Below are 24,455 nucleotides of genomic sequence, written 5' to 3' on the forward strand. Positions count from 1 at the left end.
GGGTACCGAGGTCGGTGTCCGTGTCCCGGCGCGGAGCGTCGCCGGGCCCCCGACCCCAGGAGGCGCCATGGCGACCGCCGACCCGTCGTACGTCGACCCCCCGCGCGACCAGCCGCCGCAGGTCGAGGCCGGCCGACCACTCGTGCTGACCCCCACCCCGCTCGAGCCGGCACCTCGCCTGTCCCAGGCGCTCGGCCTCTCCCCGGACCAGGTCTGGCTCAAGCGTGACGACCTCGCGGGCCTCGGCGGCGGCGGCAACAAGCTGCGCAAGCTGGAGGTGTCGCTGGCAGAAGCCCGCAAGGTGGGCGCCGACATCCTCGTGACCACCGGCGCCGCGCAGAGCAACCACGCCCGACTCACCGCTGCCGTTGCCGCTCGCGCCGGTCTGAATGCGGTCCTGGTCCTGGCGGGCGACGAACCCGCGGATCGCCGCGGCAACCTCCTCCTCGACGAGCTCCTCGGCGCCCACGTCGTGTGGGCCGGCGAGCTCGAGGGCTCCGACCTCGGCGCGGGGCTGTCGGCGCGTGCCGACGAGGTCGTCGCCGAGTTGCGGCAGAGCGGGCGCACGCCGTACCTCGTCCCGTACGGCGGCACCAGCCCCACGACCGCGGAGGGGTACGTCGCGGCCGCACGCGAGCTCGAGGAGCAACTGCCCGACCTCTCCCACGTCGTGGTCGCCGTCGGCTCGGGCGGCACGATGGCCGGGCTGGTGCGCCAGCTCGGCCCGACCAAGGTGCTGGGCGTGGACACCGGCGCCGTCGCGGACCCCCGCGCGACGGTCGCCGGCCTGCTCGCCGAGATGGGCCGTGGACTCGAGCCCGCCTCGCTGCGCCTGGACCACGACCACGTCGGTGAGGGTTACGGGGCGCTCGTCCCGACCGTGCGGGAGGCGGTCGAGCTGGTCGCGCGGACTGAGGGCGTGCTCCTCGACGTCACGTACGTCGGCCGGGCCGCCGCCGGCCTGGTCGCGGGCGTCCGCTCGGGCCTGATCCGCCCCGGCGCCAAGACGGTGCTCATGCACACCGGCGGCCTCCCCGGCCTCTTCGGACACCCCGCGCTCGGCTGACCACGCCGCCAGCGTGCGCGCCCGCGGGCGTGCCCTTTCCCCGCCGACCTCGTTGAGTGGAACATGTTCTCGTTCCGGGAAGCGCGGCGGAGCACGAAAGTGCGCAGGGCACGGCTGGTCGCGGTGGTCGTCGTGGCCACCACGACGCTTGCCGCGTGTGGGTCGCAGCTGGCTCCAGGTGACGTGATCGGGCGCACCACCGCCGGCACGCAAGGGGGTACGTCGATCGAGGCCGGCGGGCTGCCCGGCATCCCCGGGACCGCGCCGGACGCAGCCTCGGGTGATGGCGCTCCGGGCGACGTCCCGGTCGCGGACGGCGGCTCCGGCGCAGCACCCGGCACCGCACCGGTGAATGACACCGGTTCGAGCGGCTCCGGCGGCTCCGGGTCGGACGCACCCGCGGCACCCGGCGGCAAGGGCGAGAACTCCGCGACCGGCGGCCTGAAGGCGGCCAGCTGCGAGGGGTTCAAGAACCAGACCGGCATCAACGACGAGCGCATCCTCCTGGGCAACGCCGCCGACGTCTCCGGACCGGTGCCGGGCATCTTCCAGTCCGCGCGCGAGGGCGCGCGGGCCTACGCGGCGTACTTCAACGCCACCAACAAGCTCTGCGGCCGCAAGCTCGAGATCCTCCAGCTCGACAGTCGGGCCGATGCCGGTGCCGATCAGCAGGCCTACACGCGCGCGTGCCAGGAGACGTTCGCGGTCGTCGGCTCGATGTCGGCCTTCGACGCCGGCGGCGCCGCGGTGGCCGAGAAGTGCGGGCTGCCCGACATCCGCTCGACCAGCGTCACCACCGAGCGCGGCAACTGCAAGACCTGCTTCTCCGCACAGCCGGTCTCCCCGAACCTCGTCGGCACGGCGATGCCCAACTACTTCCTGCGGACCCACAAGGCCGCGACCCAGAAGGCGGCGGTGCTCTACATCAACGCCGGTGCCGCCAAGGGCAACGCCGAGAGCCAGCGCGCCGCCTTCATCAAGGCCGGGTGGAAGGTGCCCTACATCCAGGGCATCGACGTCGCGGAGTTCAACTACGCGCCCTACGTGCAGAAGATGAAGAGCCAAGGCATCCGTCTCGTCGTCTACATCGGCAACTACCAGAACACCGTCAAGCTCCAGCAGGCGATGAAGCAGCAGAGCTTCAAGCCCGACGTCTTCCTCCAGGACGGCACCGTCTACGACGAGCGCTACGTCCAGCAGGCCGGCGACGTCGCCGAGGGCACCTACGCCTACCTGTCGTGGGAGATGTACGACAACCTCAAGCTGCCGGAGATGAACCTCTACCGCCAGTGGCTCAACCAGGTCTCGCCCGGCGCGATCCCCACCGGCTACGGCCTCTACGCGTGGTCGGCGGCGCGGCTCTTCGTCGAGGAGGCCACCAAGCTCGGCGGGAATCTCAGCCGCGCCGAGCTGGTCAAGGCGCTGGGCCGGGTCAAGGAGTGGGACGGCAACGGGTTGCACGTGAAACAAGCCGTCGGCACCAAGACCACGACCGCGTGCGCGAAGATCATCCAGTTCAAGAGCGGCAAGTGGCAGCAGGTCTCCAAGGGGTCCTTCGAGTGCGGACGACTGGTCGACACCGGGATGAGCGGTTGAGCCGGGTCGTCCCGCGCCCCGAGGACCTGGCCGCGGCCGCCGAGGTCGTCGCGACGCTGACGACCGACGAGAAGGTCGCGCTGCTCAGCGGGGCGTCGTTCTGGGAGACCGTGGGGGTCGAGCACGCCGGCATCGCACCGGTGGTGCTCACCGACGGCCCTCATGGCGTACGTCGCCAGGCCGGCGACGCCGACCACCTCGGCATCAACGACGCGCTCCCTGCCACCGCGTTCCCGACCGCTGCCGCGACCGGTTCGTCGTGGGATCCGGCCCTGTTGAGCGAGATCGGTGCGGCCCTGGCAGTCGAGGCGCGCGCGCTGGGGGTCGACGTCCTGCTCGGCCCCGGCGTCAACATCAAGCGGCACCCGTTGTGCGGCCGGAACTTCGAGTACTTCTCCGAGGACCCGCGGCTGTCCGGCGCGCTGGGCGCAGCCTGGGTGCGCGGCCTGCAGGACAACGGCGTGGCCGCCTGCGTGAAGCACTTCGCGGCCAACAACCAGGAGACCAACCGGATGCGGGTCAGCGCGGAGGTCGACGAACGCACCCTGCGCGAGATCTACCTGCCCGCCTTCGAGACGGTCGTCGAGGCTGGCGTCGCCACGGTGATGTGCGCCTACAACGCGCTCAACGGCACGCCGACCGCTCACCACCCGTGGCTGCTCACCGCGGTGCTGCGCGAGGAGTGGGGCTTCAGCGGCGCGGTCGTCTCCGACTGGGGCGCGGTCACGGACCCGGCGGCTTCCGCCGCCGCGGGCCTTGACCTCGAGATGCCCGGCACCGCCGGCGCCAGCGCCGAGCGGCTGCTCGCGGCACTGGCCGACGGCACGCTCGCCGAGACCGAGCTGGACCGCGCCGCGGCCGCGGTCGTGGCGCTGGTGCAGCGGGCGGCCGCGGCCCGCGCCGCCGCTGGTGAGGTGACGGTTGATTTCGACGCCCACCACGCGCTCGCCCGCCGCGCCGCTGCCGACTCCGCGGTGCTTCTGACCAACGACGGGATCCTCCCGCTCGACCCGAGTGCCGCCCAGAGACTCGCGCTCATCGGCCCGTTCGCCCGCACGCCGCGCTACCAGGGCGCCGGTAGCTCCCACATCAACCCGCCACGTGTCGACGACCCCGTCGTCGAGATCGAAACGCTTCTCGCCGCCCGCGGGGGCGGGACGCAGGTGTGCCACGACGACGGCTCGGACGTCGGCGCCGCCGTCGCGCTCGCCGAGGCGTCCGACACGGTCGTCCTCTTCCTCGGCCTGCCCGCGGCCGAGGAGTCCGAGGGCTTCGATCGCACACACCTCGACCTGCCGGCCGACCAGCTCGCGCTGCTCGCGGCGGTGGCTGCGGTCAACCCGCGCGTGGTCGTCGTCCTCGGCAATGGGGGTGCGGTGCTCACCGCACCGGTCGAGCAGCACGCCAACGCCGTGCTCGAGACGTGGCTCGGCGGGCAGGCAGTGGGTGGGGCGATCGCCGACGTGCTGTTCGGAGTCCGTGAGCCCGGTGGGCGGCTGGCGGAGACCGTCCCACTCGCGCTGACCGACACCCCGGCGTACGTCAACTTCCCGGGCACGGCCACGCACGTGCACTACGGCGAGCGCGTCTATGTCGGCTACCGGTGGTACGACCGGGTCGAACGCGCGGTCGCGCACCCCTTCGGTCACGGCCTGGGCTACACGACCTGGGCGTACGCCGACCTCACGGTCGCCGTGCCCGACCCGACCGTGGCGGCCGCGACCGTCTCGGTGACGGTGACCAACACCGGCGAGCGCGAGGGGTCCGAGGTCGTCCAGGTCTACCTGTCCGACCTGGCCGCCTCGGTCGACCGTCCGGTGCGCGAGCTGGTCGGCTTCGCCAAGGTCCGGCTCGCGCCCGGGGAGTCGGAGCGGGTCGAGATCGCACTCGACGAGCGTGCCTTCGCCTTCTGGGACGCCACGGCCGGACAGTGGGCGGTCGAGCCCGGCGCGTTCCGGGTCGAGGTCGGGTCCTCGTCGCGTGCCCTGCCGATGAGCGTCGAGCTCGAGCTCGACGTGCCCCGCGTCCTGGGCCCGCTGACGCTCGACTCACCGATGGGCGAGTGGCTCGAGCGCCCGGGTGCGATGGACGTGATGCTCGGTCTGTTCTCCTCAGCGATCGGTGACGACGTCGCGATGCCCGAGCTCGACGAGTCCCTGCTCGCGATGGTCGCCTCCATGCCGTTGCGGCAGGTGCTCACCATGGCCGGCGCCGTCCCCGACCCGGCCACCGAGGCCGCCGCCCTCGCACGGTTGGAGTCCACCAGGTAGTTTTGGCTTCAACTATCTGAGGAGGGCCATGAGCACCGCCACCCCGTCCGGACCCCGCCCGGTCGAGCGTCCCAGCGAGGTCGAGCTCGGGCTGGACACCTTCGGCGACGTCACCGTCGACGGCGACGGTCGCCCGGTCCACCCCGCCCAGGTCATCCGCGACGTCGTCGCGCAGGGGGTGCTGGCCGACCGCGTCGGCGTCGACGTCTTCAACATCGGCGAGCACCACCGCGACGACTACGCCGTGTCCCAGCCCGACGTCCTGCTCGCGGCCATCGCCGCCCAGACCGAGCGCATCCGGCTCGGCACCGGCGTCACCGTGCTCAGCTCCGATGACCCCGTGCGGGTCCAGGAGCGGTTCGCCACCCTCGACGCGCTCGCGCCCGGCCGCGCCGAGGTCACCGTCGGTCGCGGGTCCTTCACCGAGTCGTTCCCGCTCTATGGCCTCGACCTCGCCGACTACGAGGTGCTCTTCGCCGAGAAGCTCGACCTGCTCGTCGCGCTCCAGGCCGACGGACCGGTCTCGTGGCAGGGCACCATCCGCCCGCCCCTGCAGCACGCGCAGACCCACCCGCGCCCCGAGCACGGACCCATCCCGATCTGGGTCGGCGTCGGCGGCTCGCCGGAGTCGGTGGTGCGCGCCGCGCGCTACGGCCTCCCGCTGCAGCTGGCGATCATCGGCGGCTCCCCCGAGCGGTTCGTCCCGTTCGCGGACCTCTACCGGCGTGCGCTCGCCGAGTTCGGTACGCCGGAGCTGCCCGTCGGCGTCCACGCCCCGGGCTACGTCGCGGCCACCGATGCCGAGGCGCGCGAGCTGCTCTATCCCCACTTCAAGGCCAACCGGGACCGCATCGGCGGCGAGCGCGGGTGGGGCCCGGTGACCCGCGACCAGTTCGAGGCCGAGGCCGACCACGGCGCGCTCTTCGTCGGCTCGCCCGACACCGTCGCGGCGAAGATCGCGGCGACCGTGCGCGCCCTGGGGCTCTCGCGCTTCGACCTCAAGTACGCCAACGGACCGCAGCCGCACGCCGACCTGATGCGGGGCATCGAGCTCTACGGCACCGAGGTCGTCCCGCGCGTGCGCGCGCTGCTCGCCGACGATTAACCGGTTGTCGTCCCTGGTGGACCGGCCTACCGTGGTCTCGTGCACTACTTCTTCCTCTGATCCGGCGCGCCCGCCCTCGAGCGTCGCGTGAGCTGCTGGCCCCTTGGGTCGCGGCCGCGTGCTCGGGCGGGCGTCGCCCTGCGTGGGCACTGTGCACCCGTCCCTGCGATCGGGCACACGCTGGATCGGCCTCGCGCGTCCGCGTGCGCCGAGGAGACCCCATGTCCGACCCGACCCCCCGCCCGGCCCAGCTCGTCGCCACGGGCATCCACGTCCACCGCGGTGCACGCCAGGTGCTGCGCGAGCTCGACCTCACCGTCAACCCCGCCGATCGCCTCGCCGTGGTCGGCGCCAACGGCCGCGGCAAGTCCACCCTGCTCGAGGTCCTCGCCGGGACCCGCCTCCCAGACGCCGGGGAGGTACGCCGCACCGGCACGCTCGGCGTCGCCGCCCAGGAGATCGATACCAGCACCCACCGCACCGTCGGCGACCTGGTCGACCTCGAGCTGGTGGCTGTCCGCCGCGCGCTGGCCTACCTCGACACGGCGACCGCAGCACTCGCGGCCGAGGAGCCCGGCGCCGCGGCGGCGTACGACGACGCCCTCACCCGCGCGACCCGCCTCGACGCGTGGGACGCCGACCGTCGGGTCGACGTCGCCCTCGACGCGCTGGGCACCGTCACCGACCGGGCCCGCGAGCTCGACACGCTGTCGGTCGGGCAGCGCCACCGCGTGCGCCTGGCCGCCCTGCTCGGCGCGGGCCACGACTTCCTCCTGCTCGACGAGCCCACCAACCATCTCGATGCGCACGGGTTGGCGTTCCTCACCCGCGAGCTGCGCACGACCCGGGCCGGTCTGGTGCTGGTCAGCCACGACCGGGCGCTGCTGGCGGATATCGCGGAGCGGTTCGTCGACCTCGACCCGAGCGTCGACGGCCGCCCCCGGATCTATGGCGGCGGGTACGCCGGCTACCGCACCGGCAAGGAGGCTGCGCTGCAGCAGTGGGAGGACGAGCACCGGCGCCAGGTCACCGAACACCAACGGCTGAGCGCGGACCTCGACGCAGCGCGGGGCCGGCTGGTCACCGGATGGCGGCCGGACAAGGGCACCCCGCGGCACCAGCGCGCGACCCGGGCTCCGGGGGCGGTGCGCTCGGTGCAACGACGCCAGGAGGCCCTGGAGCAGCACGCCGTCACCGCCCCACCGCCACCCCCTCGTCTGACCGTGCCCGTGCTCCCGGCGCGCGAGGGGCTGCTCGTGCGCCTAACCTCCGCGACGTATGCCGACCGGCTCGCCCGCCCGGTCGACCTGATCGTGACGGGCGGTGCGCGACTCGTCGTGCGCGGACCGAACGGTGCCGGGAAGTCGACCCTGCTGCAGCTGCTGGTCGGCGCGCTGGAGCCGAGCGCCGGAACCCACCGGAGGGGCGAGGGCGTGCGCATCGGCTGGTTGCCGCAGGAGACGGCCGCACGCGACGGGGGCTCGGCGGGCGAGCGGCGCCGCCGGGCGCTCACGGCCATGCTGGCCACCCGCCCCCACCTCGTGGTGCTCGACGAACCGACCAACCACCTGGCCGCGGCCCTCGTGGACGACCTGACGGACGGGTTGCGGCGTACGGCGGCCGCGGTGGTCGTCGCCACCCACGACCGGCAGCTGCTGCGCGACCTGGGCGACTGGCCGGTGCTGGACCTCAGTCCTTCATGGCACCCCAGCCGTGCCACCGGTCGACCTCGACCCACGCGCTGACCCGGCCCCGGTCGCGCACCGGGTAGGGCTGGTCGCGGTAGTGGTGCGAGAGCCGGTCGATGTCGGCCAGGTCCGGGTCGGGCCGCATCTCGACGACGCGGCCGATGACGCTGAGATGGGTGTACCAGTTGTCGTTGTCGAGGATCGTCAGGCTCACGCGCGGGTCGCGCTCGAGGTGCTTGAGACGCACCCTGCCCTCGTCCATGTTGAGCAGGATGCGGTCACCCTCGAGCAGGTACCACGTCGCGACCGACACCGGTGTGCCGTCGGAGCGCAGCGTGGTCACCGTGCACGGGTTGGGCTTCTCCAGGAAGGCGCGGGCATCGTCGGGCAGCGGGGTGTCGGGCATGGCTCTCCTGGGGTCCGGGTCTGGTCAGGGGGCGGGGCTCGCAGCGGGGTCGTCGGCGTGTTCGCCGGCGTCGGCCACGGCATCGTCCTCGGAGGTGACGGGAGGGCGTACGGCGCGGACACCGAGCGCGAGCCCCGCGGTGACCGCCAGCGTCAGCACCAGCCCGAGGGTGCCGCTCGAGGTGAGGGCGAAGGCGACGTAGCCGACACCCGCGGCGAGCGCGGCGAGGACGGCGTACGGCAGCTGGGTGACGACGTGGATGACGACATCACACCCGGCACCGGTGGCCGAGAGGATCGAGGTGTCCGAGATGGGGGAGGCGTGGTCGCCCGCGACGGCCCCGGCGAGCACCGCACCGAACGCCGGCAGCAGCAGCTCGGGCGCGTCAACGGAGTTCATGATGCCGCCGGCGATCGGGAGCAGCAGTCCGAACGAGCCCCATGACGTGCCGGTCGCGAACGCCATGCCGGCTGCCACGAGGAACATCACCGGCACCAGCCACGCCGTGTCGAACGGAGCGTCCTCGACCAGGCCGCCGAGATAGTCGCCGGTGCCGAGCTGCTCGACCAGTCCGCCCAGCATCCACGCCAGCAGCAGGATGCTGATCGCCGGCCACATGGACCTCGCGCCCTCGACCCAGCCCCGGCCGAACGTGCCGCGGCCGAACTTGGGGTTCTCCGCGGTGTCGCGGACGTAGTAGTAGAGCGCGCCCGCCAGTCCCAGGAGACCACCCGCGACCAGGGCGATCCCGACATCGGCCTCGGCCAGGATGTCGATCACCGACCAGGACCCTGAGGCGGCGTACCCGGTCCAGGTGATCCCGCCCAGCACGCCGATGACCAGCAGGACGAACGGGACGACCAGCGCGTTGGCGGCACCGTGCCGGTGGATCGGCAGGTCCTCGGAGAGCTGGCCCGGGATGTCGGCGTCGTCGCCGTGGACGTCACCCTCGACGAGCGCGCGGCGCTCCTCCGCGCGCATCGGGCCGAAGTCGATCGTGAGGACCACGGTCAGGACGACGCTGAGCAGGGCTGCCCATGCGTAGTAGTTGAGCGCCGCGGTGCTGAACATCGCCTGCACGGCGCTCATGCTCAGCGCGGACGCGGCGACGATCGGTCCGATGACGCCGAGGATGTAGGCACCCCAGCTCGAGAACGGCATCAGCACCGCGACCGGCGCGGACGTGGAGTCGACCACGTAGGTCAGCTTCGCGCGGGAGACGCGGTGCTTGTCGGTCAGCGGGCGGCTGACCTGACCGACGGCGAGGGCGTTGAAGTAGTCGTCGATGAAGATGACGACGCCCAGGACGGTGGGAAGGAGAAGGGACCCACGGCGGGTGCGGATCCGCTGCGCGGCCCAGTCGCCGAAGGCGCGCGTCCCACCCGACATCATGATGAACGCCGCGATCACGCCGAGCAGGATCGTGAAGACGAGGATGAACACGTAGTCGGTGTTGACCGCGCCGTCGACCCAGAAGATGTCGGTGAACGAGGTGAGCACGAGGCGTGCGGTCTCGAGCGGATCGAGGTCGGCGGTCAGGAAGGCCGCGGACACGACGCCGAGGCCGAGGCTGAGCAGGACCTTGCGCGTGGCGATCACCAGGACGATCGCGAGCAGCGGCGGGACCAGGGTGAGGATCGGAGCGGACTCGATCACGACAGGGCTCCTTTCGAGCCCTGGTGTTCTACCCGCCGCGCGTGCGGGTGAATCGCCTACGACGCCGGCGCCGCGCCTCAGCGGTGGACGTCGAGGAACGGGTTGCCCGACGACTCCGCGGGCTCGCGCCGGCGGACGAGCGCGATGAGGGCGAGCGGAACGACGAGGACCGCCGCCCACGCCTGGAACCACAGCAGCCAGGGCACGACGAGGAGGACTGCGATGGGCACGAAGCGCGTGCGGACGAGGGGAAGGAAGCGCCACGCCAGGAAGACGGCCACCAGGGTCACGGCGTTCAGCAGCACCAGGGAGGCGACCTCCAGCACGGGCAGGGTGTGCTCGGCCGCCCACCGTTCGCGTTCCGCCTCCGGCGCGTCGAGGCCGAGGGTCCATCCGGCCCGGGTCATCGGCATCTCGAGCAGCGCCCAACGGTGCAGGGCACCGAGCGCGAACGTCCCCACCCAAGCGGTGCGGACGAGGACGTCGGGCCGTGCCGTGCGCCAGGCACGCAGCCGGAGCGCGAGCACGGCTCCGGTGAGGACGAGCGAGGCTGCCAGCGCCCCGACATGCCCTATCGCGCCGGCGATGAGGCCGGGCGCCACGCCGGCGACGATGTAGGTGGCGAAGTCGCGATCGCCTGGCTCGGCGACCAGGTGACGGTCGCGGACCAGACTCACGAGGTGAGCCACCAGCGCGAGGGTCAGCAACCAGCCGGCAATCGCACGGGCCTGCGCGATCGGACGGACCTCCAAGGTCTCGGTCCAGTCCGCCTCGAGCGGCCCGGACAGAGCGAGCCCGTAGGGGACACAGAGCGCCAGTATCGCCACGATGGCGACGAACCAACCCGTCACCCGGGCGTGGCCGACCGGGCGCAGTCGCTGCGCGCGCCGTACCTGTGCCTCGAGCGGATCGGTCGTACGCCGGACCCGGGCAGCGAGGAGGATCGCCTCGATCTCGGGCAGGAGGGCGTCCAGACGCGCACGCGGAACCGCGACCGACGCGACGATGACGCCGTCGGGATGCCCGTGGTCGACGAGGAAGCGCAGCTCGACCCACTCCTCGCGCATGCGCGGATCCTGGACGGGCGGCACCCGGTGAAGCCGCAGCACGACAGTGCCGCCACGGTCGCTGCGGTCCTCCTCGGCCGGCCGCTGCCGGCCGAGGAGGCGGGTGCGCAGGTCGGCCTCGGCCCCGCGCGCCCACGCCGTGACCTCCATGATGACCGGGTTCTCGGCGAGGTCCAGCCACCGCAGCAACCGGTGGCGGGGCTCGCCCGGGAGGACGGTGCCGACCCGCTCCACCACGGCTGCGATGTAGGGCTGCTCGAGAGCGAAGGGCAGGGCCGCTGTGTTCGTGACGCGGCTGCTGACGAGCTTGCGGGCCCGCTTGAACCAGGCTTCCTCGTCGAGTTCCGGGGTCGGACCGACGAACCACGGCTGCCCGGCCGGATGCAGGTCGACCCGCAACGTGTCGGGCCCTGCGACCAGCGCGTCGTCCTCGGCGGGGTGTGCGCGCATCAGCTCGAGGTCTCGACGGGGTGCGCGTCGCCAGCGTCGTCGCGGTCGTGCGTCTCCACGGGCACAGCGTCCCACCTCCAGGTGGACATGATCGCGTCGAAGAGCTCCACGACCAGACCGGTCTGGTCACTCGTGGGGTCGCCGTCGCCGATCACCGTCGCGGTCACCATCGCCCAGCGCCGCTCGTCGCCGGGCACCGCCGTGGTGTAGCTGATCCTCCGCGCCGGAAGGCCGGCTTCGATGAGGACCTCCCCGTCGCTGCGGATGGTCTCGTCGGTGCGGGTCCAGGCGTGCCCGTCGATGAGCACCTCGGTCGCACCCTCCGCGCGCAGTGCCTGGTGGACGGGACCGACCCAGCTCGCATCCGCGGTCGCGTTGGGGATCACCGACGCCACGACGAAGCTCGCGTTGAGGGAGACTCCGCCGAGCGGTGCTGCGGGGAGGTAGAGGTCGACGGTGCCGCTGTCGCGGAGCTGGTCGAGCCAGCCGCGGAGCCTGCCTTCCAGCTCGACGACGACACGGGTGCGCTCGTCCGGCGCGACGTCCGGCGGGGCGAGGCGTGTCGCGTGGCGGGCGAACGCCCGCGCGGCTGCATGCGCCTCGGCCGGGTCCTCGACGGGCAGACGCTTCCACGGGAAGGGCAGGACGAGGGAGTACGTCGTCATGACCGCACCCGCATCCGGGTGGCGAGCTCATCGAGCTCGTCCTGCACCGCTACCAGGTCGGCGGGATCACGGGAGCCTGCGGTGAGCAGCACGACGACGTCGGTGTCCGCAGGTTCGATGAGGTAGCGCAGCTCCACGAACAGGTGCTCGTCGGGCTGGCTGTAGGAGAGGGCGCGGCGGATGCGGGGGCCGCCCCCGGCCGTGCCGAGCTCCTCGACGACCGCCGGCTCGACGGGCCGCATCTCGTAGGCGCCCAGGAAGTCGGCGTACGCGTCCTCGTCACCCGGCTCGCTGAGACCGAACGACGCCACCAGCGGGCGTGCTGCGACGTCCTCCCACCGCAGCAGGCGGTAGGGGAGGGCGGCTCCGGAGGTGTCCGAGACGCGCTCCAACACCCGTCGCACGTAGGTGCTCAGCCTGGCGGCCTCCTCGCCGTCCTCCAGTTGGAGCAGCCGGAGCAGGACGGGGTGTGCCTCGGCGACCCACTGCTCGGCAGGTCTGTGCTCGGTCGGCCCGATCAGCCAGGGCAGTCCGTCGAGGTCGAGGTCGAGGCGCGGAACGGTCGCGGTCACAAGGAGCTGACCTCCCGCGTCGTACGCCGATCGATCCCGAACGGGTCGATGCCGAGGTTCTGCAACTCGTCGAGCGCGCCGTCGAAGTAGGTCGCACCGGTCGCGATCTCGGTGTGCCGCAACGACGACCAGACACCCAACCGATGTTGGAGGCCCGGTCGGGCGAACTGGGCGAGGTCGGCCAGGTCGTCGGAGAGCGTGAGCGCGTCGCGCCCCGAGATGAGGTTGCGCCCGCGCCACATCGACCCCGGATTGATCGGCGCACTCCGGATCGCCTGGGACACCCGACCCGCGTCGTCCAAGGCGTTGAGGTAGGTCGAGGGCCGGAACACATTGCGCAGGTTGGTGAAGCCGCCGCGCAGTCCCGGATTGTTGAAGGCGTTGCGCAGCGTCTGCATCCCGGAGCGGAACCCCTGGGCGCGTCCGGCGCGTGCAGCGGTGACCGCCCGTCCCGAGCGAGCCATGCGCGCCAAGAGACCGCCGGTCCCGAGGGTCAGGACGCCGAGTGCGCTGAACGCCACGTCGGTCCACGAACCCTCGCCCGCGATGGCGAGCACCGTGTCGACGGCCAGCAGCGCCACGCTCGCGGCAACCAGAAGGATGAACGCGGCGCCGCCGCTGCCGACGATCAGGACGATGATGGTGAGCACGAGGACGATCCGCCCGAGCCACTTCGAGATCTCACGCAACAGGTCGGCGTTGGCCTTGACCCACGCCTTGAACCCCTCGAACCGGCCGTCCTTCAGGTCGTCGTCGGCGGCCTTGCGGATCCGCGAGGCCGCCGCCTCGGCCGCGGTGTCCCAGGCCGTCACGGCGTTCTGGGCGCGGGTGCGGGCCTGCGTCCGGGCGGTGACGGCGTTGTCGTAGTCGTTCTCGAGAGCTGCGGGGTCCTTGCCCGAGGGCAGCTCCTCGTCGGCGCGCGTCGAGGCCGGGATGCCGGGCCGGTGGCCCTGGTTGACGGCCGTGTCCATGTCGTCCTGGGCGTTCTGGGCCTGGATGCGCGCCTGCCAGGTCTCGTCGAGGGCCTCCTCGAGCTTGGGCACGAGGTCGTTGAGCTCGTCGGCGACCGTGCGGAACCGGCCCTCGGCCTTCTCGAGGTTGTCGGCGAGGTCGTCGCACGACGAGCGCAACGCGTCGGCGTACTCCCCCTCACCACTGTTGGACAGGTGGCGCAATGTCGCGATCTGCGAGGTGATGGCGTCGGCCATCAGCTCGTAGTGCGTGGCCTCCGCGACGAACTCGTCGACGTCAGCGTCGATCGGGTCGCTGCCGTAGCCCAGGACGCTCCAGTCCCCGGGGCGCCCCATCAGGAATCGCTCCCGTGGTCGGGGTTGTCGGAGGTGTTCTTCTCCAGCTCCGACCGCAGCTTGGTGTCGGCCTCCTCGAAGGCCTCCTGGGAGGTCTCGATCTTCTTGCGGGTGTCCTCGATCTTCTGCGAGAGCTCCTTGCGGTGATGCTTCATGTTCGTCGCGAACTCGTGCATCGCGTCGCGGAGCTTGTCGTTGCCCCAGATCCCGCGTGTGTCGGAGTTGCGCGACTCGATCGAGTCGAACTCCGACTTCAGCCAGGTGAGCTTGCCGTAGCTCTCCTCGAGCTCGACGCCGTTCACCACCAGATTGCCGCCCATGGGTCCCCCGTGCGTGTCAGTGGCGCCGCCCCCGTGCGACGCTCGACGAACGCAGCATAACCGCCGCGCCCCCTCAGCACACCCAGGAGAATCGGCCCATGACGACCCTCGGCGACTTCAGCGCGATCTCCCTCGACGGCACCCCTCAGGACCTGGCGGCCTATCGCGGCCAGGTCGTGCTGGTCGTCAACACCGCCTCGAAGTGTGGTCTCACGCCGCAGTTCACGGGGTTGGAGGAGCTGTGGCAGACCTACCGGGACCGCGGCTTCTCGGTGCTCGGCTTCCCGTGCAACCAGTTCGCCCACCAGGAGCCGGGCGACAGCGACGAGATCGGGGAGTTCTGCCAGCGTAACTACGGCGTCAGCTTCCCGATGTTCGCGAAGGTCGACGTCAACGGCTCCGAGGCGCACCCGCTGTTCGCGTGGCTGCGCTCCGAGCAGGGCGGGCTGCTGGGCGATGCGATCAAGTGGAACTTCACCAAGTTCCTCGTCGGGCGCGACGGGCGCGTGCTCAAGCGCTACAGCCCCACGACCGCGCCGGCGAAGATCGCCGCCGACATCGAGCGGGCGCTCGGCGACTGAGCAGCGCGGGCGCTCGGCGACTGAGGACTGCGTACGGCGAGGCCGGTCACCGTCCGAGTAGCCGCAGGGCTGCGCGGGGCCACCACTGGCCGGCCGGCGGGTCGCCCCGACCGCACTCGCCGTCGGACTCCCCGGGGCGCTTGACCCACAGGTAGCCGTCGCGCGCACCGGTGAGCCGGATCCGCGGCCGCTGCCCGACGCGGGCCGAGCGGGGGTTGCACACGCCCTCGACGGAGGGGCCGGCACCGTTGCGCGCGGTCTCGATCGCGTAGCGGACCTTGCGGACGCCGAGCGCGGCCAGCTCCGCGCGCACCGCACGGGCGTAGGCGTCCTCGTCGGCGGTGCGCTGGAAGTTGGCGACGTTGGTGATGAACCCGCGGGCGTTCGCGATGCCGGAGCGCTTGAGGCGCTCGGCCATCGTGGCCGGCGAGATCCAGCTGCTGTGGCCACCGTCCAGATAGACCCACGCGCCCGCGGAGCGCAGGCGGTCGACGGCGTACCGGAGCAGCGCCGGGCGGGGTCCCTGGCCGGCGCAGGCGTCGAGCATGGCCACCGCATCCGGCTCGACGATCGCGATCGCGCGGGCGCCGCGCAGGGGCGTGGCGACGCGCCGGACCCAGGCGCGGTACTGGCGCGGGGTGAGGCCGCCGCTGGAGTGCGAGCCGCAGTCGCGGGCCGGGATCGCGTAGAGCGCCACGATCGGCGTACGCCCGGCTTGCGTGGCGGCGGCGACGTAGTCGCGTGCGACCTTCCCGACGCCTGTGCCGTGGGAGTCGAGCAGCCACTTCGCCTGCGGCGCCGTGGCGAGCGGGCGGAACCGCTTGTCGCGCTTGGCCGCCCGCGCCGCGGCGCTGGTGGGGTCGGCGTACAGCGGTCGGGTGCGGCGCACGTCGACCCGCTGTGCCGTGCTGACGACGGCGGTGGTCGCCGTGGTGGCGGTGGGACGTTCGGAGGTCGCCGCCGCGGCTCGGGCCGTGGATCCCGACGTCGGCAGCAGCAGCGCCGCGCTCAGCAGCGCACCGACCACAGCCGCGCTCCGGGGTCTGCTCACCCCGCGATCGTACGGGCGGGGTGAGGTCAGCGCGGCGCCATCCGCAGCGCACCGTCCATCCGGATGACCTCACCGTTGATGTAGTCGTGGGTGAGCAGGAAGTGCGCGAGGTCGGCGTACTCCTCCGGGCGCCCGAGGCGCTGGGGGAACGGCACGCCGGCGGCGAGGCCCGCGCGGAAGTCCTCCGAGACCGAGGCGAGCATCGGGGTCTCGACGATGCCGGGGGCGATCGTGTTGACCCGGATGCCGTACTGGCCGAGGTCGCGGGCGGCCGGGAGGTTCAGGCCGACGATGCCGCCCTTGGAGGAGGAGTACGCCGCCTGGCCGACCTGGCCCTCGAAGGCCGCGACCGAGGCGGTGTTGACGACCGCGCCGCGGACATTGTGCTCCAGCGGCTCGGTCTCGGCGATCTGCTCGGCCGCGAGCGCCAGCACGTTGAACGAGCCGATCAGGTTGACCTGGATCGTCTTGGCGTAGAGCTCGAGGTCGTGGACGCCCTTCTTGCTGAGGATCCGGCTGGCCGGTCCGATGCCGGCGCAGTTGACGACGCTGCGCAGCGGGCCACCCTCCGCGGCGACCTTGACCGCGTCGCGCACCTGCGCGGGGTCGGTCACGTCGACGGGCAGGTAGGTGACACCGTCGACCGCAGCCGCCTGGTCGATCGCGCCGGCCAGGTCGAAGGCGAAGACCCGCGCCCCGTCGGCGGCCAGCCGGGCAGCCGTGGCGGCGCCGAGGCCGGAGGCCCCACCGGTGACGATGGCGGACGTGTCGGACAGGTGCACGGCTGGCTCCTTCGCAGGCGGACAAACGAGTCGGACTGTAGTCAGTCCGACCCCCCGCTCCCGACCGGGTGCGCTACGGCGAGACGGCGGCGCGCGGCAGCCGGCCCACGGGCAGCAGCTGGTCGCGCCAGGTGGCCGCCCAGGTCGCCAGCGCCCGCGTCCCGGTGGTCGAGTAGCCACCGGGCGCACCCAGGGTCACGACGTCGACCGTCCGCTCCACCACACCACCCGCCCCATCGGGTACGGCGATGGTGGTGCGCACCGCGAGGGTGTTCAGGGACGCTGAGGTGTACCCCGACTTCCCGGCGGCGCCGGCGTAGGTCTGCACGTAGTGCGTCTTCTGCTGCACCCGGTGGGCCTTGCCGGCCCCGTTGCGCACGACCCCCGACCCGCGCGTGCCGAGCAGTCGGGCCAGGGCCGGGCGGGCCATCGCCGCGTCGAGCACGCGCGCCATGTCGGCCGCCGTCGAGTGCGCGCCGGGCACGGTGAGACCGGAGGCGTTGGCGACGTGGGTCCGGGTCGCACCCAGCGCGAACGCGGCTGCGTTCATCGCGTCGTAGAACGCCCAGCGCCCGGCCGGATCCGCTGCGGCGAGTGCCTCGGCGGCGTCGTTGCCCGAGGTGAGGAGTGCGCCGGTCAGCAGCGAGCGGCGGTCGTAGCGACGACCGGGCTTGATGCCGGCGCACGAGCACGTCTGGCGAGCCGCCCACCGCGGGACCTTGGTGACGGGACGCGCCGGCACCCGGTCGAGCGCGGTGATCGCCGTGAGCAGCTTGGTCAGCGAGGCGACCGGCAGCCGCTGGTTGGCCAGCTTGTGGCCGAGCACCTCACCGGTCGCACTGTCGACGACGATCCACGACCGCATCCGCACCCGCGGCGGCAGCGCGGTGAGACCCGCCGGCCGCACCACGGCGCCACGGTGCCGGAACCGGGCGGTGCCGTCGCTGGTCACCCAGCGGCGCTTCGGGCCCAGCTGCGTCGGACCCGAGGCAGCAGTCCGCGCACTCATCGTCGCCACGTCCGCCGAGTCCGCCGTACCGGTGGCGGGGGCGGTCCTGACCACCGTCCCCTCCGTCGCCGGCAGCACGAGGAGGACGGTCACCATCCACAGGACGAGGACCTGGAGCGGGCGGATCAAGGAGCGCACGCCCCACTATCGGCCGCGGCGGCGCCGCGGTGAGGCGAAACGGGCGAATTCGCCTCAAGCGGTCAGGGTCGTGCGGCGTCGCGCGCGGCCTGCGCCTCGGCCAGCACGGCGTCGCGTTCCTCGAGCGCCTGCGCCACCAGCCCGTCGCGGGCCTGGCGAGCCGCCTGCACCAAGGTGTCGCGCCGCTCCCGCGCCTCGTCGACGACGTGGTCGCGGATCTCGCGTGCGGTGGCCAGGAGGGCATCGCGGCGTTCGCGCGCCAGCTCCTGCACCTGGGCGTGCAGCTCCGGATCGTCGTCACCGGACCGCAGCGCGGCGCTGATCGCGTTGTACTCCCGGATCGCTCCGCCCGAGATCTCGTTGGAGCGACGGATCGCCTCGCCGGTGATCGTGTTGGCCTCGCGGATCACGGCGCCGGTGATGCAGTTGGAGTTGCGGATCGCCGTGCCGGCCTCGGTGTTGTAGTTGCGGATGGCGGTGCCGGAGCGACAGTTGTAGTAGCGCGTCCACGCCGCCCAGTCGTAGGAGCTGAACGCGTCCTCGAGGTCGTCGGCCTGCTGGGCGTCGGTGTAGGAGCCGCCCGCCGCCTTCGCTGCCCGCTCGAGCTGGCGGGCCGCGTCGCGGTCGACGTCGAAGCCGACGATGTTGACGTCGACCCCGACCCCGGCGGTGGAGAGCCGGCGCGCGGCGGACACCGGGTCGCCCTCGCAGGTCTCGATGCCGTCGGAGAGCACGTAGACGAAGTTGCTCGAGGCCTCGGACCCGACGCGGTCGAGGTCCTTGCGCGCCTCGTCCATGGCGGTCGCCAACGGCGTCCACCCGGCCGGACGCACCGAGCCGATCCCGCGCCGCAACCGCGGCGACGTCGCCGGCACGAACGGCACCCGGCGCTCGGTAGCGGCGCACGAGCGCGCCTTGTCGGCGCCGCTGCCGGTGCCGACGTGGCCGAAGACCCGCAGCGAGACGTTGGCGTTCTCCGGCAGGGTCGCCACGAAGTCGCGTAGCACCCGCTGGGCCACCTGCATCTTGGTGCCGCCGCGCGCCGGGTCGGCCATGGAGCCCGAGGCGTCCAGGAGGAGCTGGATGTTGATGGTCTCCTCCAGGTCCTCGCCCAGGGAGTCGGGCCGCTCGCAGTCCTCGGCGGTGGTGTTGGGCGTCAGGCCGCAGTCGGAGAGGTCGGCGGCGTGCTCGGCCATCGCGGCGGCGTACGCCTCGTCACCGCTGGGCTCCTCGCCGGGGTCGTGGTCGACCTCGCGGTGCTCCTCGAGCAGGGCCGCGAAGCGGTCCTCGGGGTTGCCGGCCAGCGACGGGTCCGCGGACGCCGACGGGCTCCCCGGGTCCGCGGCGTCGCCCGGGGTCGGGTCCGGGTCGCTGCTGCACCCGGCCACGGCCAGCAGCAGGATGCTGAGGACGCCGGCAGCCAGGCGACCGGTGACGCGTGTGTGCCCCATGCAAGATCCCCCCGAGTAGTGCTCTCGGGGGGACCCTAACAATCGCGTCCGGGGTGTTCAGGCCGCTTGCGGGGAGGCCTGCTCAGCGGCCTGTCGGCGCGCCTGCTGCTCCAGGCGCGCCTGGGCCGCACGGCGTACGCGGGCGCCCTTCGTGCTCATCGCGTAGAGCAGCTTGAGCTGCGCGGGGAGGTTCTTGCGGTTGGTCGTGGCCAGCCAGCCGTTGGGCAGCGACAGCCGCACGACCTTGTGCCAGGCGGAGTAGACCTGCTGCGGCAGCGGGGCCTCGTGGTAGTTGAGGTCGTACTTCTCGAACAGTGCCTTCACCTTCGGCGCCACCTCGGCGTACCGGTTGCTGGGCAGGTCCGGGAAGAGGTGGTGCTCGATCTGGTGGGAGAGGTTGCCGGTCATGATGTGGGTCAGCTTCGAGCCGGAGATGTTGGCCGAGCCGAGCATCTGGCGCAGGTACCACTCGCCCCGGGTCTCCTTCTCCGGGATCGCTGCCTTCTCGAACGTCTCCACGCCCTCGGGGAAGTGGCCGCACATGATCACCGAGTGCGTCCACAGGTTGCGCACGAGGTTGGCGGTGAGGTTGGCGGCCAGGGTCGGCAGGAACGAACCGGTCGGCAGCGACAGCAGCGGGTGGGCGACGTAGTCCTTCGTGGCCTGGCGGCGGATCTTGGCCAGGGTGTTCTTCGCGCGTCGCGTGAAGTCGGGCGAGCGCTTCTCCTTGGGCAGGCGCAGGTTGCGGCCCAGCTCGAGGTCGTAGGCCGCGATGCCGTACTCGAAGAAGCAGGCGTTGACGAAGTTCCACAGCGGCTGGCCGAGGTACATCGGGTACCAGCGCTGGTCCTCGTCGACGCGCATGATGCCGTAGCCGAGGTCGTTGTCCTTGCCGACGATGTTGGTGTAGGTGTGGTGCACCTCGTTGTGGCTGTGCTTCCAGCCCTCGGCGGTCGAGGCGTTGTCCCACTCCCAGGTGGTCGAGTGGATCTTCGGGTCACGCATCCAGTCCCACTGGCCGTGCATGACGTTGTGGCCGATCTCCATGTTCTCGAGGATCTTGGCGACCGACAGGCCGATCGTGCCGAGGATCCACGCGGGCGCGAAGGAGCTGCCGAGCAGCACGGCGCGGCTGCCGAGCTCGAGCTTGCGCTGCACGTCGACGACCTTGCGGATGTAGGCCGCGTCCCGCTCGCCGCGGGTGTCGAGCACCTCCTGGCGGATGGCGTCGAGCTCGTAGCCGATCGCCTCGATGTCCTCAGGGGTGAGGTGAGCCGTGGGGTTGACGGGCTGCTTGGTGATGACGGTCATGGGGACTCCTAGACGTCGATCTCACATGCACCAGCCGCAGCGGTGATGCAGGTCTGGATGGGAATGCCCTCGGGGCCGGTCTCGCCGGGGACGGCGGTGGTGAGGGCGCCGTTGCGCAGGTCGCGGACGGCGCCGGAGCGCAGGGGGACGACGCAGCCGAAGCAGACGCCCATGCGGCATCCGCTGGGCATGAGGACACCGGCCGACTCGCCGGCGTCGAGCAGGCTCTGCGCGCCGTCGGCGTCGACCTCGGCGCCGGTGCGGGAGAAGGCGACCGTGCCGCCCTCGCCCGCCACGACGGTGGTGGGACGGAACTGCTCGGTGCTGAGCGGCAGGCCGGCGCTCTCGTGGTGGGCCGCGAGGGCGTCGAGCAGGCCGCCCGGGCCGCAGGCGAGCGTGCTGCGCTCGGCCAGGTCGGGGACGAGCTCGGCCAGCTGGGCGACGTCGAAGATGCCGTGGACGTCGTCGTACCTGCTCACGAGCCGGATGACGCCGGCGTCGGCGAGGGCCTGCAGGTCGCGGGCGAAGATCGTGTCGGGCGCGCTGGGGGCGAGGTGCACGACGGTGATGTCGTACGTCGTGCCGCGCGTGGTGCGCACGACGCCGGCGTCGGTGGACGGGTAGAGGTTGCGCAGCATCCCGATGACCGGCGTGATGCCGGAGCCGGCGGTGACGCACAACAGCTTTGTCGGGTGCTTCGGCGTCCCGGGCGCGGGCAGCACGAACTCGCCGCTGGCCTGCTCGAGGTGCACCAGCACGCCGGGGCGCAGCCGGTGCACGAGGTAGGGGCTGACGACGCCGTCGGCCACGGCCTTGACCGTGACGCTGATCAGCCCGTCGGCCCGGGGGCCGTGGGTCAGCGAGTAGGCGCGCCACTGGCGTACGCCATCGACGTCGACGCCGAGGCGGATGTACTGCCCCGGCACGTGGCCGGCCCAGTCCGCACCGGGCCGCAGCACCAGGGTGGCGGCGTCCGCGGTCTCGGGCTCGACGGCGACCACCCGGGCGCGCAGGTCGGCACCCTTGCGCAGCGGGGCGAACACGTCGAGGTAGTCGGCCGGCACCAGCGGCGTCGCCAGGACCTCGGCGGCCTTGCTCAGCGTGGCACCGACCTCGCGGCGCAGCCGGCCCCAGGGAGTGGCTGCGTCCGCACGCGCGGGCCCGACGGCGCGCAGCGTGGGAGCGGGGGACGTCATGACTCCAGTTTGTCCGTTACGGCGTACGAACACTTGCCCGGCGAGCGTGAATCTGGCGGTCCGCTTTTGTTCGCGCAGGACAAGATCCGGCGTACGATGACCTCATGCCTGAGGGTTTTCCCGCCGTCGCCGGCGTACGGCCCGTGCGCAGCAGCGCGCTGCGACTCCCCCCTCCGGTGGTCTCCGCGATGCGCGAGCGCCTGCCCGAGGTGGCCGAGCGCGTCATCGACTCGGTGATGCGGGAGGTCCCGTCGTACTCCGAGCCCTTCCGTGGCCGGATGGGGCGCAACATCGAGGTCGCGGTCACGATGACGCTCGGCGGCTTCCTCGACCTGGCCTCCAGCGCCGAGGGCGTGGGCTTCGGCGCCCGGGTCGGGACCGTCTTCGAGGCCGCGCACTCCCTCGGCCGCGGCGAGGCCCGCAGCGGCCGGTCGATGGACGCGCTGGTGTCGGCCTACCGCGTCGGGGCGCGCGTCGCCTGGCACGACCTCAGCGCCATCGCCGTCGAGGCCGGACTGCCCGCCAGCGAGGTGGCGAAGTTCGCCGAGCTCGTCTTCGACTTCATCGACCAGCTCTCGGCGGTCAGCGTCTCCGGACACGCCGAGGAGTCCACGACCACCGGACGGATGCGCCAGCGCCGTCGCGAGCAGCTGGCCGCGAGCCTTCTCGCCGGCGCGACCAGCGAGCGGCTGCTGGAGCTGGCCGAGCGGGCGGACTGGGTGCCCCCGCAGACCCTGACCGCGGTCGTGCTCCCGGTCGCGGCGGTGGGTGACGTCGCGGCCCGGCTGGACCCCGCGACCCTGCGCGCCGGCGAGTCACCCCCGGGACTGGAGGACCGCGACCACCTCACGGTCCTGCTCGTCCCGGACCAGGGTGGCTCGGGACGTGCGGTGCTGCGCCGCGCCCTCGGGTCGCACCGCGCGGTGATCGGGCCGGTCCGTCCGTGGGAGGCGGCGCGGGCGTCGTACGAGCGGGCGCTGCGGGTCAGCCTGCTCGAGCCCGAGCCCGCCGACAGCCCCATCGATGCCGACGACCACCTCGCCGAGCTGGTGCTCACCGCCGACCCCGAGGCGCTCGCCGACCTCCGGTCGCGGGTGCTGGCACCGCTGGCCGACCTGCGTCCGGCCGCCCGCGAGAAGCTCGCGGAGACCCTGCGGGCCTGGCTCCTGCACCAGGGCCGGCGTGAGGACGTCGCCGCGGCGCTGTTCGTCCACCCGCAGACGGTGCGCTACCGCATGGGACAGCTGCGCGAGCTGTACGGCGAGCGGCTCGAGGATCCCGCGCTCGTACGCGACCTGGTCGTGGCGCTCGCGGTCAGTCGCTGACCCGCACCTCGATCGGCGTACCGAGCTCGACGGTGCGGCTCACCGTGCACAACCGGTCGTGGGACTGCTGGATCGCCCGGTCGATCACCGAGCGCGCCGCGTCGCCGGCCTCGCCCTCGGGGAAGGCGAGGTCGAAGGTCAGTCGCAGCCCGGTCATGTGGTTGCCGCCGGCGTCCTTGGCCTTGTGGCCCTCCATGGTCGCGACGAAGCGCTCCGGCTCCGTGCGGCGGCTGGTCAGGAAGTCGACGTCGACGGAGCTGCACCCGGCGATGGCCACCAGCAGCAGCTCCACCGGCGTGAACCGCTCGGTGTCGCCGGTGCCGAGGTCGAGGACGGCGCCACGGCCGTTCTCGGCGCGGTACTCGCCCTGCGCGGTGCGGGTCAGCGTGATCGAGCGGAGCGAGTCGGGAGTCGGGTCGCCGGCGGGGCCGGTGGTCGCATCGGTGGCCATGTCTCCGAGCGTATGACCTGGGCCGTATCCCCTCGTCCGCGGCGGCTGCTGCCCTAGGGTGTGGCGCACCTCACCCCCGGCTGCGAAGGCGACCTGTCATGGACTCCGCTCTCACCACCGTGCTGCTCCCGGTCGCCCTCGGCATCGTGATGCTGGGGCTCGGTCTGAGCCTCACGGTCGACGACTTCCGTCGCATCGGGCGTCAGCCCCGCGCCGTGCTGATCGCCCTGGTCTGCCAGCTGGTCCTGCTGCCCGTCGTGGCGTTCGGGCTGGTGCTGGCCTTCGACCTCTCGCCCGTCCTCGCGGTGGGGATGATGCTGCTCGCGGCGTCGCCGGGCGGCACGACGGCGAACCTCTTCAGCCACCTCTTCCGCGGTGACGTCGCGCTCAACATCACCCTGACCGCGGTGAACTCGATCATCGCTGTCGTCACGCTGCCGATCGTCACCAACCTCGCCTTCGCCTACTTCGAGCCCGACCTCGACGGCCAGGTGGGCCTGCAGTTCGACAAGGCCGCCCAGGTCTTCGCCATCGTCCTGATCCCCGTCGCGATCGGCATGCTGGTGCGCTCGCGCAAGCCCGGGTTCGCCGACTCGATGGACAAGCCGGTGCGGTTGGTCTCGGTCTTCGTCCTCGCCGCGGTGATCGCCGGGACCATCGCAGCCGAGCGCGAGAACGTCACCGACTACCTCGCTGACGTCGGCCTCGTGACGCTGCTGTTCTGCCTGTGCAGCCTGGGGATCGGGTACGCCGTCCCCCGCCTGCTCGCGGTGGAGCCCAAGCAGGCCCTGGCCAGCTCGATGGAGATCGGCGTCCACAACGGCACGCTGGCCATCGCGATCGCGGTCAGCGTCCTGGACTCGGTCACCCTGGCCGTCCCGGCGGCGGTCTACTCGCTGATCATGTTCCCGGCGGCGGCCATCGTCGGCTATGGCCTGAGCAAGGTCGTGCACCGTCAGGTCGACGAGCAGGACCCGGCGCCGGTCTGACCT

General features: G+C 72.4%; 22 protein-coding genes. 8 read left to right on the forward strand and 14 right to left on the reverse strand.

Translation table 11 applies throughout. The annotated features are described in order from the left end of the window. The first annotated feature begins 67 nt into the window (after positions 1–67). From J2S59_RS05825 to J2S59_RS05845, 5 genes are all read left to right on the forward strand, one after another. Entirely contained in the window at positions 68–1,066 is a 999-nt protein-coding gene (locus tag J2S59_RS05825) for a D-cysteine desulfhydrase family protein (protein WP_181642497.1), read from the forward strand. A 99-nt stretch (positions 1,067–1,165) separates the two neighbouring features. Continuing rightward, complete coding sequence (locus tag J2S59_RS05830) at positions 1,166–2,662, forward strand: ABC transporter substrate-binding protein (RefSeq protein ID WP_068123986.1); 1,497 nt, start codon at positions 1,166–1,168, stop codon at positions 2,660–2,662. Next, positions 2,659–4,932 carry a glycoside hydrolase family 3 C-terminal domain-containing protein gene (locus J2S59_RS05835; RefSeq protein WP_246360571.1) on the forward strand — a complete coding sequence of 758 codons (2,274 nt, stop codon included), beginning with the start codon at positions 2,659–2,661 and terminating at the stop codon, positions 4,930–4,932. The genes J2S59_RS05830 and J2S59_RS05835 overlap by 4 nt, the downstream gene beginning before the upstream one ends. Before the next feature lie 28 nt (positions 4,933–4,960). Next, positions 4,961–6,037 (forward strand): LLM class flavin-dependent oxidoreductase, encoded by a 1,077-nt coding sequence (locus tag J2S59_RS05840; RefSeq protein WP_068123984.1) that lies wholly within the window; start codon positions 4,961–4,963, stop codon positions 6,035–6,037. A 221-nt stretch (positions 6,038–6,258) separates the two neighbouring features. After that, the gene (locus tag J2S59_RS05845) at positions 6,259–7,782 is read left to right on the forward strand and encodes an ATP-binding cassette domain-containing protein (RefSeq protein WP_306824913.1); all 1,524 of its coding nucleotides are present in this window, start codon (positions 6,259–6,261) and stop codon (positions 7,780–7,782) included. Here the strand turns inward: J2S59_RS05845 and J2S59_RS05850 are convergent. From J2S59_RS05850 to J2S59_RS05880, 7 genes are all read right to left on the reverse strand, one after another. Next, positions 7,727–8,131 carry a PPOX class F420-dependent oxidoreductase gene (locus J2S59_RS05850; RefSeq protein WP_068121715.1) on the reverse strand — a complete coding sequence of 135 codons (405 nt, stop codon included), beginning with the start codon at positions 8,129–8,131 and terminating at the stop codon, positions 7,727–7,729. The genes J2S59_RS05845 and J2S59_RS05850 overlap by 56 nt on opposite strands. 24 nt (positions 8,132–8,155) lie before the next feature. Continuing rightward, the gene (locus J2S59_RS05855; protein WP_306824914.1) at positions 8,156–9,787 is read right to left on the reverse strand and encodes a Na+/H+ antiporter NhaC family protein; all 1,632 of its coding nucleotides are present in this window, start codon (positions 9,785–9,787) and stop codon (positions 8,156–8,158) included. A gap of 77 nt (positions 9,788–9,864) precedes the next feature. After that, positions 9,865–11,304 (reverse strand): hypothetical protein, encoded by a 1,440-nt coding sequence (locus J2S59_RS05860; protein ID WP_068123463.1) that lies wholly within the window; start codon positions 11,302–11,304, stop codon positions 9,865–9,867. Next, positions 11,304–11,969 (reverse strand): hypothetical protein, encoded by a 666-nt coding sequence (locus tag J2S59_RS05865; RefSeq protein WP_068123466.1) that lies wholly within the window; start codon positions 11,967–11,969, stop codon positions 11,304–11,306. Before J2S59_RS05865 ends, J2S59_RS05860 begins: the two co-directional genes overlap by 1 nt. Then, positions 11,966–12,541 carry a hypothetical protein gene (locus J2S59_RS05870; RefSeq protein ID WP_068123470.1) on the reverse strand — a complete coding sequence of 192 codons (576 nt, stop codon included), beginning with the start codon at positions 12,539–12,541 and terminating at the stop codon, positions 11,966–11,968. Before J2S59_RS05870 ends, J2S59_RS05865 begins: the two co-directional genes overlap by 4 nt. After that, a complete protein-coding gene (locus tag J2S59_RS05875) occupies positions 12,538–13,848 on the reverse strand; it encodes a hypothetical protein (protein ID WP_068123472.1) in 1,311 nt (436 codons plus the stop codon). Before J2S59_RS05875 ends, J2S59_RS05870 begins: the two co-directional genes overlap by 4 nt. Next, positions 13,848–14,168: a hypothetical protein gene (locus tag J2S59_RS05880; RefSeq protein ID WP_068123474.1), complete on the reverse strand. Its 321-nt coding sequence runs from the start codon at positions 14,166–14,168 to the stop codon at positions 13,848–13,850. The genes J2S59_RS05875 and J2S59_RS05880 overlap by 1 nt, the downstream gene beginning before the upstream one ends. A gap of 98 nt (positions 14,169–14,266) precedes the next feature. On the opposite strand from J2S59_RS05880, the gene J2S59_RS05885 reads away from it, so the two are divergent. Beyond that, on the forward strand, positions 14,267–14,749 hold the full coding sequence (locus J2S59_RS05885; protein ID WP_068123478.1) for a glutathione peroxidase: 483 nt from the start codon (positions 14,267–14,269) through the stop codon (positions 14,747–14,749). 46 nt (positions 14,750–14,795) lie between these two features. Here the strand turns inward: J2S59_RS05885 and J2S59_RS05890 are convergent, their stop codons facing one another. The 6 genes from J2S59_RS05890 to J2S59_RS05915 form a co-directional block, all read right to left on the reverse strand. Then, complete coding sequence (locus J2S59_RS05890; protein ID WP_181642451.1) at positions 14,796–15,800, reverse strand: glycoside hydrolase family 6 protein; 1,005 nt, start codon at positions 15,798–15,800, stop codon at positions 14,796–14,798. Between the two features lie 26 nt (positions 15,801–15,826). Next, positions 15,827–16,582 (reverse strand): SDR family oxidoreductase, encoded by a 756-nt coding sequence (locus J2S59_RS05895; protein ID WP_068123484.1) that lies wholly within the window; start codon positions 16,580–16,582, stop codon positions 15,827–15,829. Between the two features lie 73 nt (positions 16,583–16,655). Next, on the reverse strand, positions 16,656–17,729 hold the full coding sequence (locus tag J2S59_RS05900) for a D-alanyl-D-alanine carboxypeptidase family protein (RefSeq protein ID WP_068123486.1): 1,074 nt from the start codon (positions 17,727–17,729) through the stop codon (positions 16,656–16,658). 62 nt (positions 17,730–17,791) lie between these two features. Then, positions 17,792–19,180 (reverse strand): VWA domain-containing protein, encoded by a 1,389-nt coding sequence (locus tag J2S59_RS05905; RefSeq protein WP_068123489.1) that lies wholly within the window; start codon positions 19,178–19,180, stop codon positions 17,792–17,794. 57 nt (positions 19,181–19,237) lie between these two features. Further along, positions 19,238–20,491, reverse strand: a complete 1,254-nt coding sequence (locus tag J2S59_RS05910; protein WP_068123491.1) for a fatty acid desaturase family protein — start codon at positions 20,489–20,491, stop codon at positions 19,238–19,240. An 8-nt stretch (positions 20,492–20,499) separates the two neighbouring features. Continuing rightward, positions 20,500–21,687: a ferredoxin reductase gene (locus tag J2S59_RS05915; protein WP_068123494.1), complete on the reverse strand. Its 1,188-nt coding sequence runs from the start codon at positions 21,685–21,687 to the stop codon at positions 20,500–20,502. Positions 21,688–21,791: 104 nt separating this feature from the next. Here J2S59_RS05915 and J2S59_RS05920 point away from each other — a divergent pair, with 104 nt between their 5' ends. Next, positions 21,792–23,012, forward strand: coding sequence for a PucR family transcriptional regulator (locus J2S59_RS05920; protein ID WP_068123496.1), 1,221 nt, complete (start codon positions 21,792–21,794; stop codon positions 23,010–23,012). Here J2S59_RS05920 and J2S59_RS05925 read toward each other — a convergent pair. Then, positions 23,002–23,463 (reverse strand): OsmC family protein, encoded by a 462-nt coding sequence (locus tag J2S59_RS05925; RefSeq protein WP_068123499.1) that lies wholly within the window; start codon positions 23,461–23,463, stop codon positions 23,002–23,004. The genes J2S59_RS05920 and J2S59_RS05925 overlap by 11 nt on opposite strands. A 26-nt stretch (positions 23,464–23,489) precedes the next feature. On the opposite strand from J2S59_RS05925, the gene J2S59_RS05930 reads away from it, so the two are divergent. Further along, complete coding sequence (locus J2S59_RS05930) at positions 23,490–24,452, forward strand: bile acid:sodium symporter family protein (protein ID WP_368668687.1); 963 nt, start codon at positions 23,490–23,492, stop codon at positions 24,450–24,452. Positions 24,453–24,455 lie beyond the last annotated feature (3 nt).

The sequence above is a fragment of the Nocardioides massiliensis genome (genome assembly GCF_030811215.1).
GTDB lineage: Bacteria > Actinomycetota > Actinomycetes > Propionibacteriales > Nocardioidaceae > Nocardioides_A > Nocardioides_A massiliensis.

What these genes read in the sequence shown, in the direction of transcription:
- J2S59_RS05825 (WP_181642497.1), top strand. Translation starts at nt 68, where the DNA reads ATGGCGACCGCCGACCCGTCGTACGTCGACCCCCCGCGCGACCAGCCG.
- J2S59_RS05840 (WP_068123984.1), top strand. Translation starts at nt 4,961, where the DNA reads ATGAGCACCGCCACCCCGTCCGGACCCCGCCCGGTCGAGCGTCCCAGC.
- J2S59_RS05845 (WP_306824913.1), top strand. Translation starts at nt 6,259, where the DNA reads ATGTCCGACCCGACCCCCCGCCCGGCCCAGCTCGTCGCCACGGGCATC.
- J2S59_RS05850 (WP_068121715.1), bottom strand. Translation starts at nt 8,131, where the DNA reads ATGCCCGACACCCCGCTGCCCGACGATGCCCGCGCCTTCCTGGAGAAG.
- J2S59_RS05860 (WP_068123463.1), bottom strand. Translation starts at nt 11,304, where the DNA reads ATGCGCGCACACCCCGCCGAGGACGACGCGCTGGTCGCAGGGCCCGAC.
- J2S59_RS05865 (WP_068123466.1), bottom strand. Translation starts at nt 11,969, where the DNA reads ATGACGACGTACTCCCTCGTCCTGCCCTTCCCGTGGAAGCGTCTGCCC.
- J2S59_RS05875 (WP_068123472.1), bottom strand. Translation starts at nt 13,848, where the DNA reads ATGGGGCGCCCCGGGGACTGGAGCGTCCTGGGCTACGGCAGCGACCCG.
- J2S59_RS05880 (WP_068123474.1), bottom strand. Translation starts at nt 14,168, where the DNA reads ATGGGCGGCAATCTGGTGGTGAACGGCGTCGAGCTCGAGGAGAGCTAC.
- J2S59_RS05885 (WP_068123478.1), top strand. Translation starts at nt 14,267, where the DNA reads ATGACGACCCTCGGCGACTTCAGCGCGATCTCCCTCGACGGCACCCCT.
- J2S59_RS05905 (WP_068123489.1), bottom strand. Translation starts at nt 19,180, where the DNA reads ATGGGGCACACACGCGTCACCGGTCGCCTGGCTGCCGGCGTCCTCAGC.
- J2S59_RS05910 (WP_068123491.1), bottom strand. Translation starts at nt 20,491, where the DNA reads ATGACCGTCATCACCAAGCAGCCCGTCAACCCCACGGCTCACCTCACC.
- J2S59_RS05915 (WP_068123494.1), bottom strand. Translation starts at nt 21,687, where the DNA reads ATGACGTCCCCCGCTCCCACGCTGCGCGCCGTCGGGCCCGCGCGTGCG.
- J2S59_RS05920 (WP_068123496.1), top strand. Translation starts at nt 21,792, where the DNA reads ATGCCTGAGGGTTTTCCCGCCGTCGCCGGCGTACGGCCCGTGCGCAGC.
- J2S59_RS05925 (WP_068123499.1), bottom strand. Translation starts at nt 23,463, where the DNA reads ATGGCCACCGATGCGACCACCGGCCCCGCCGGCGACCCGACTCCCGAC.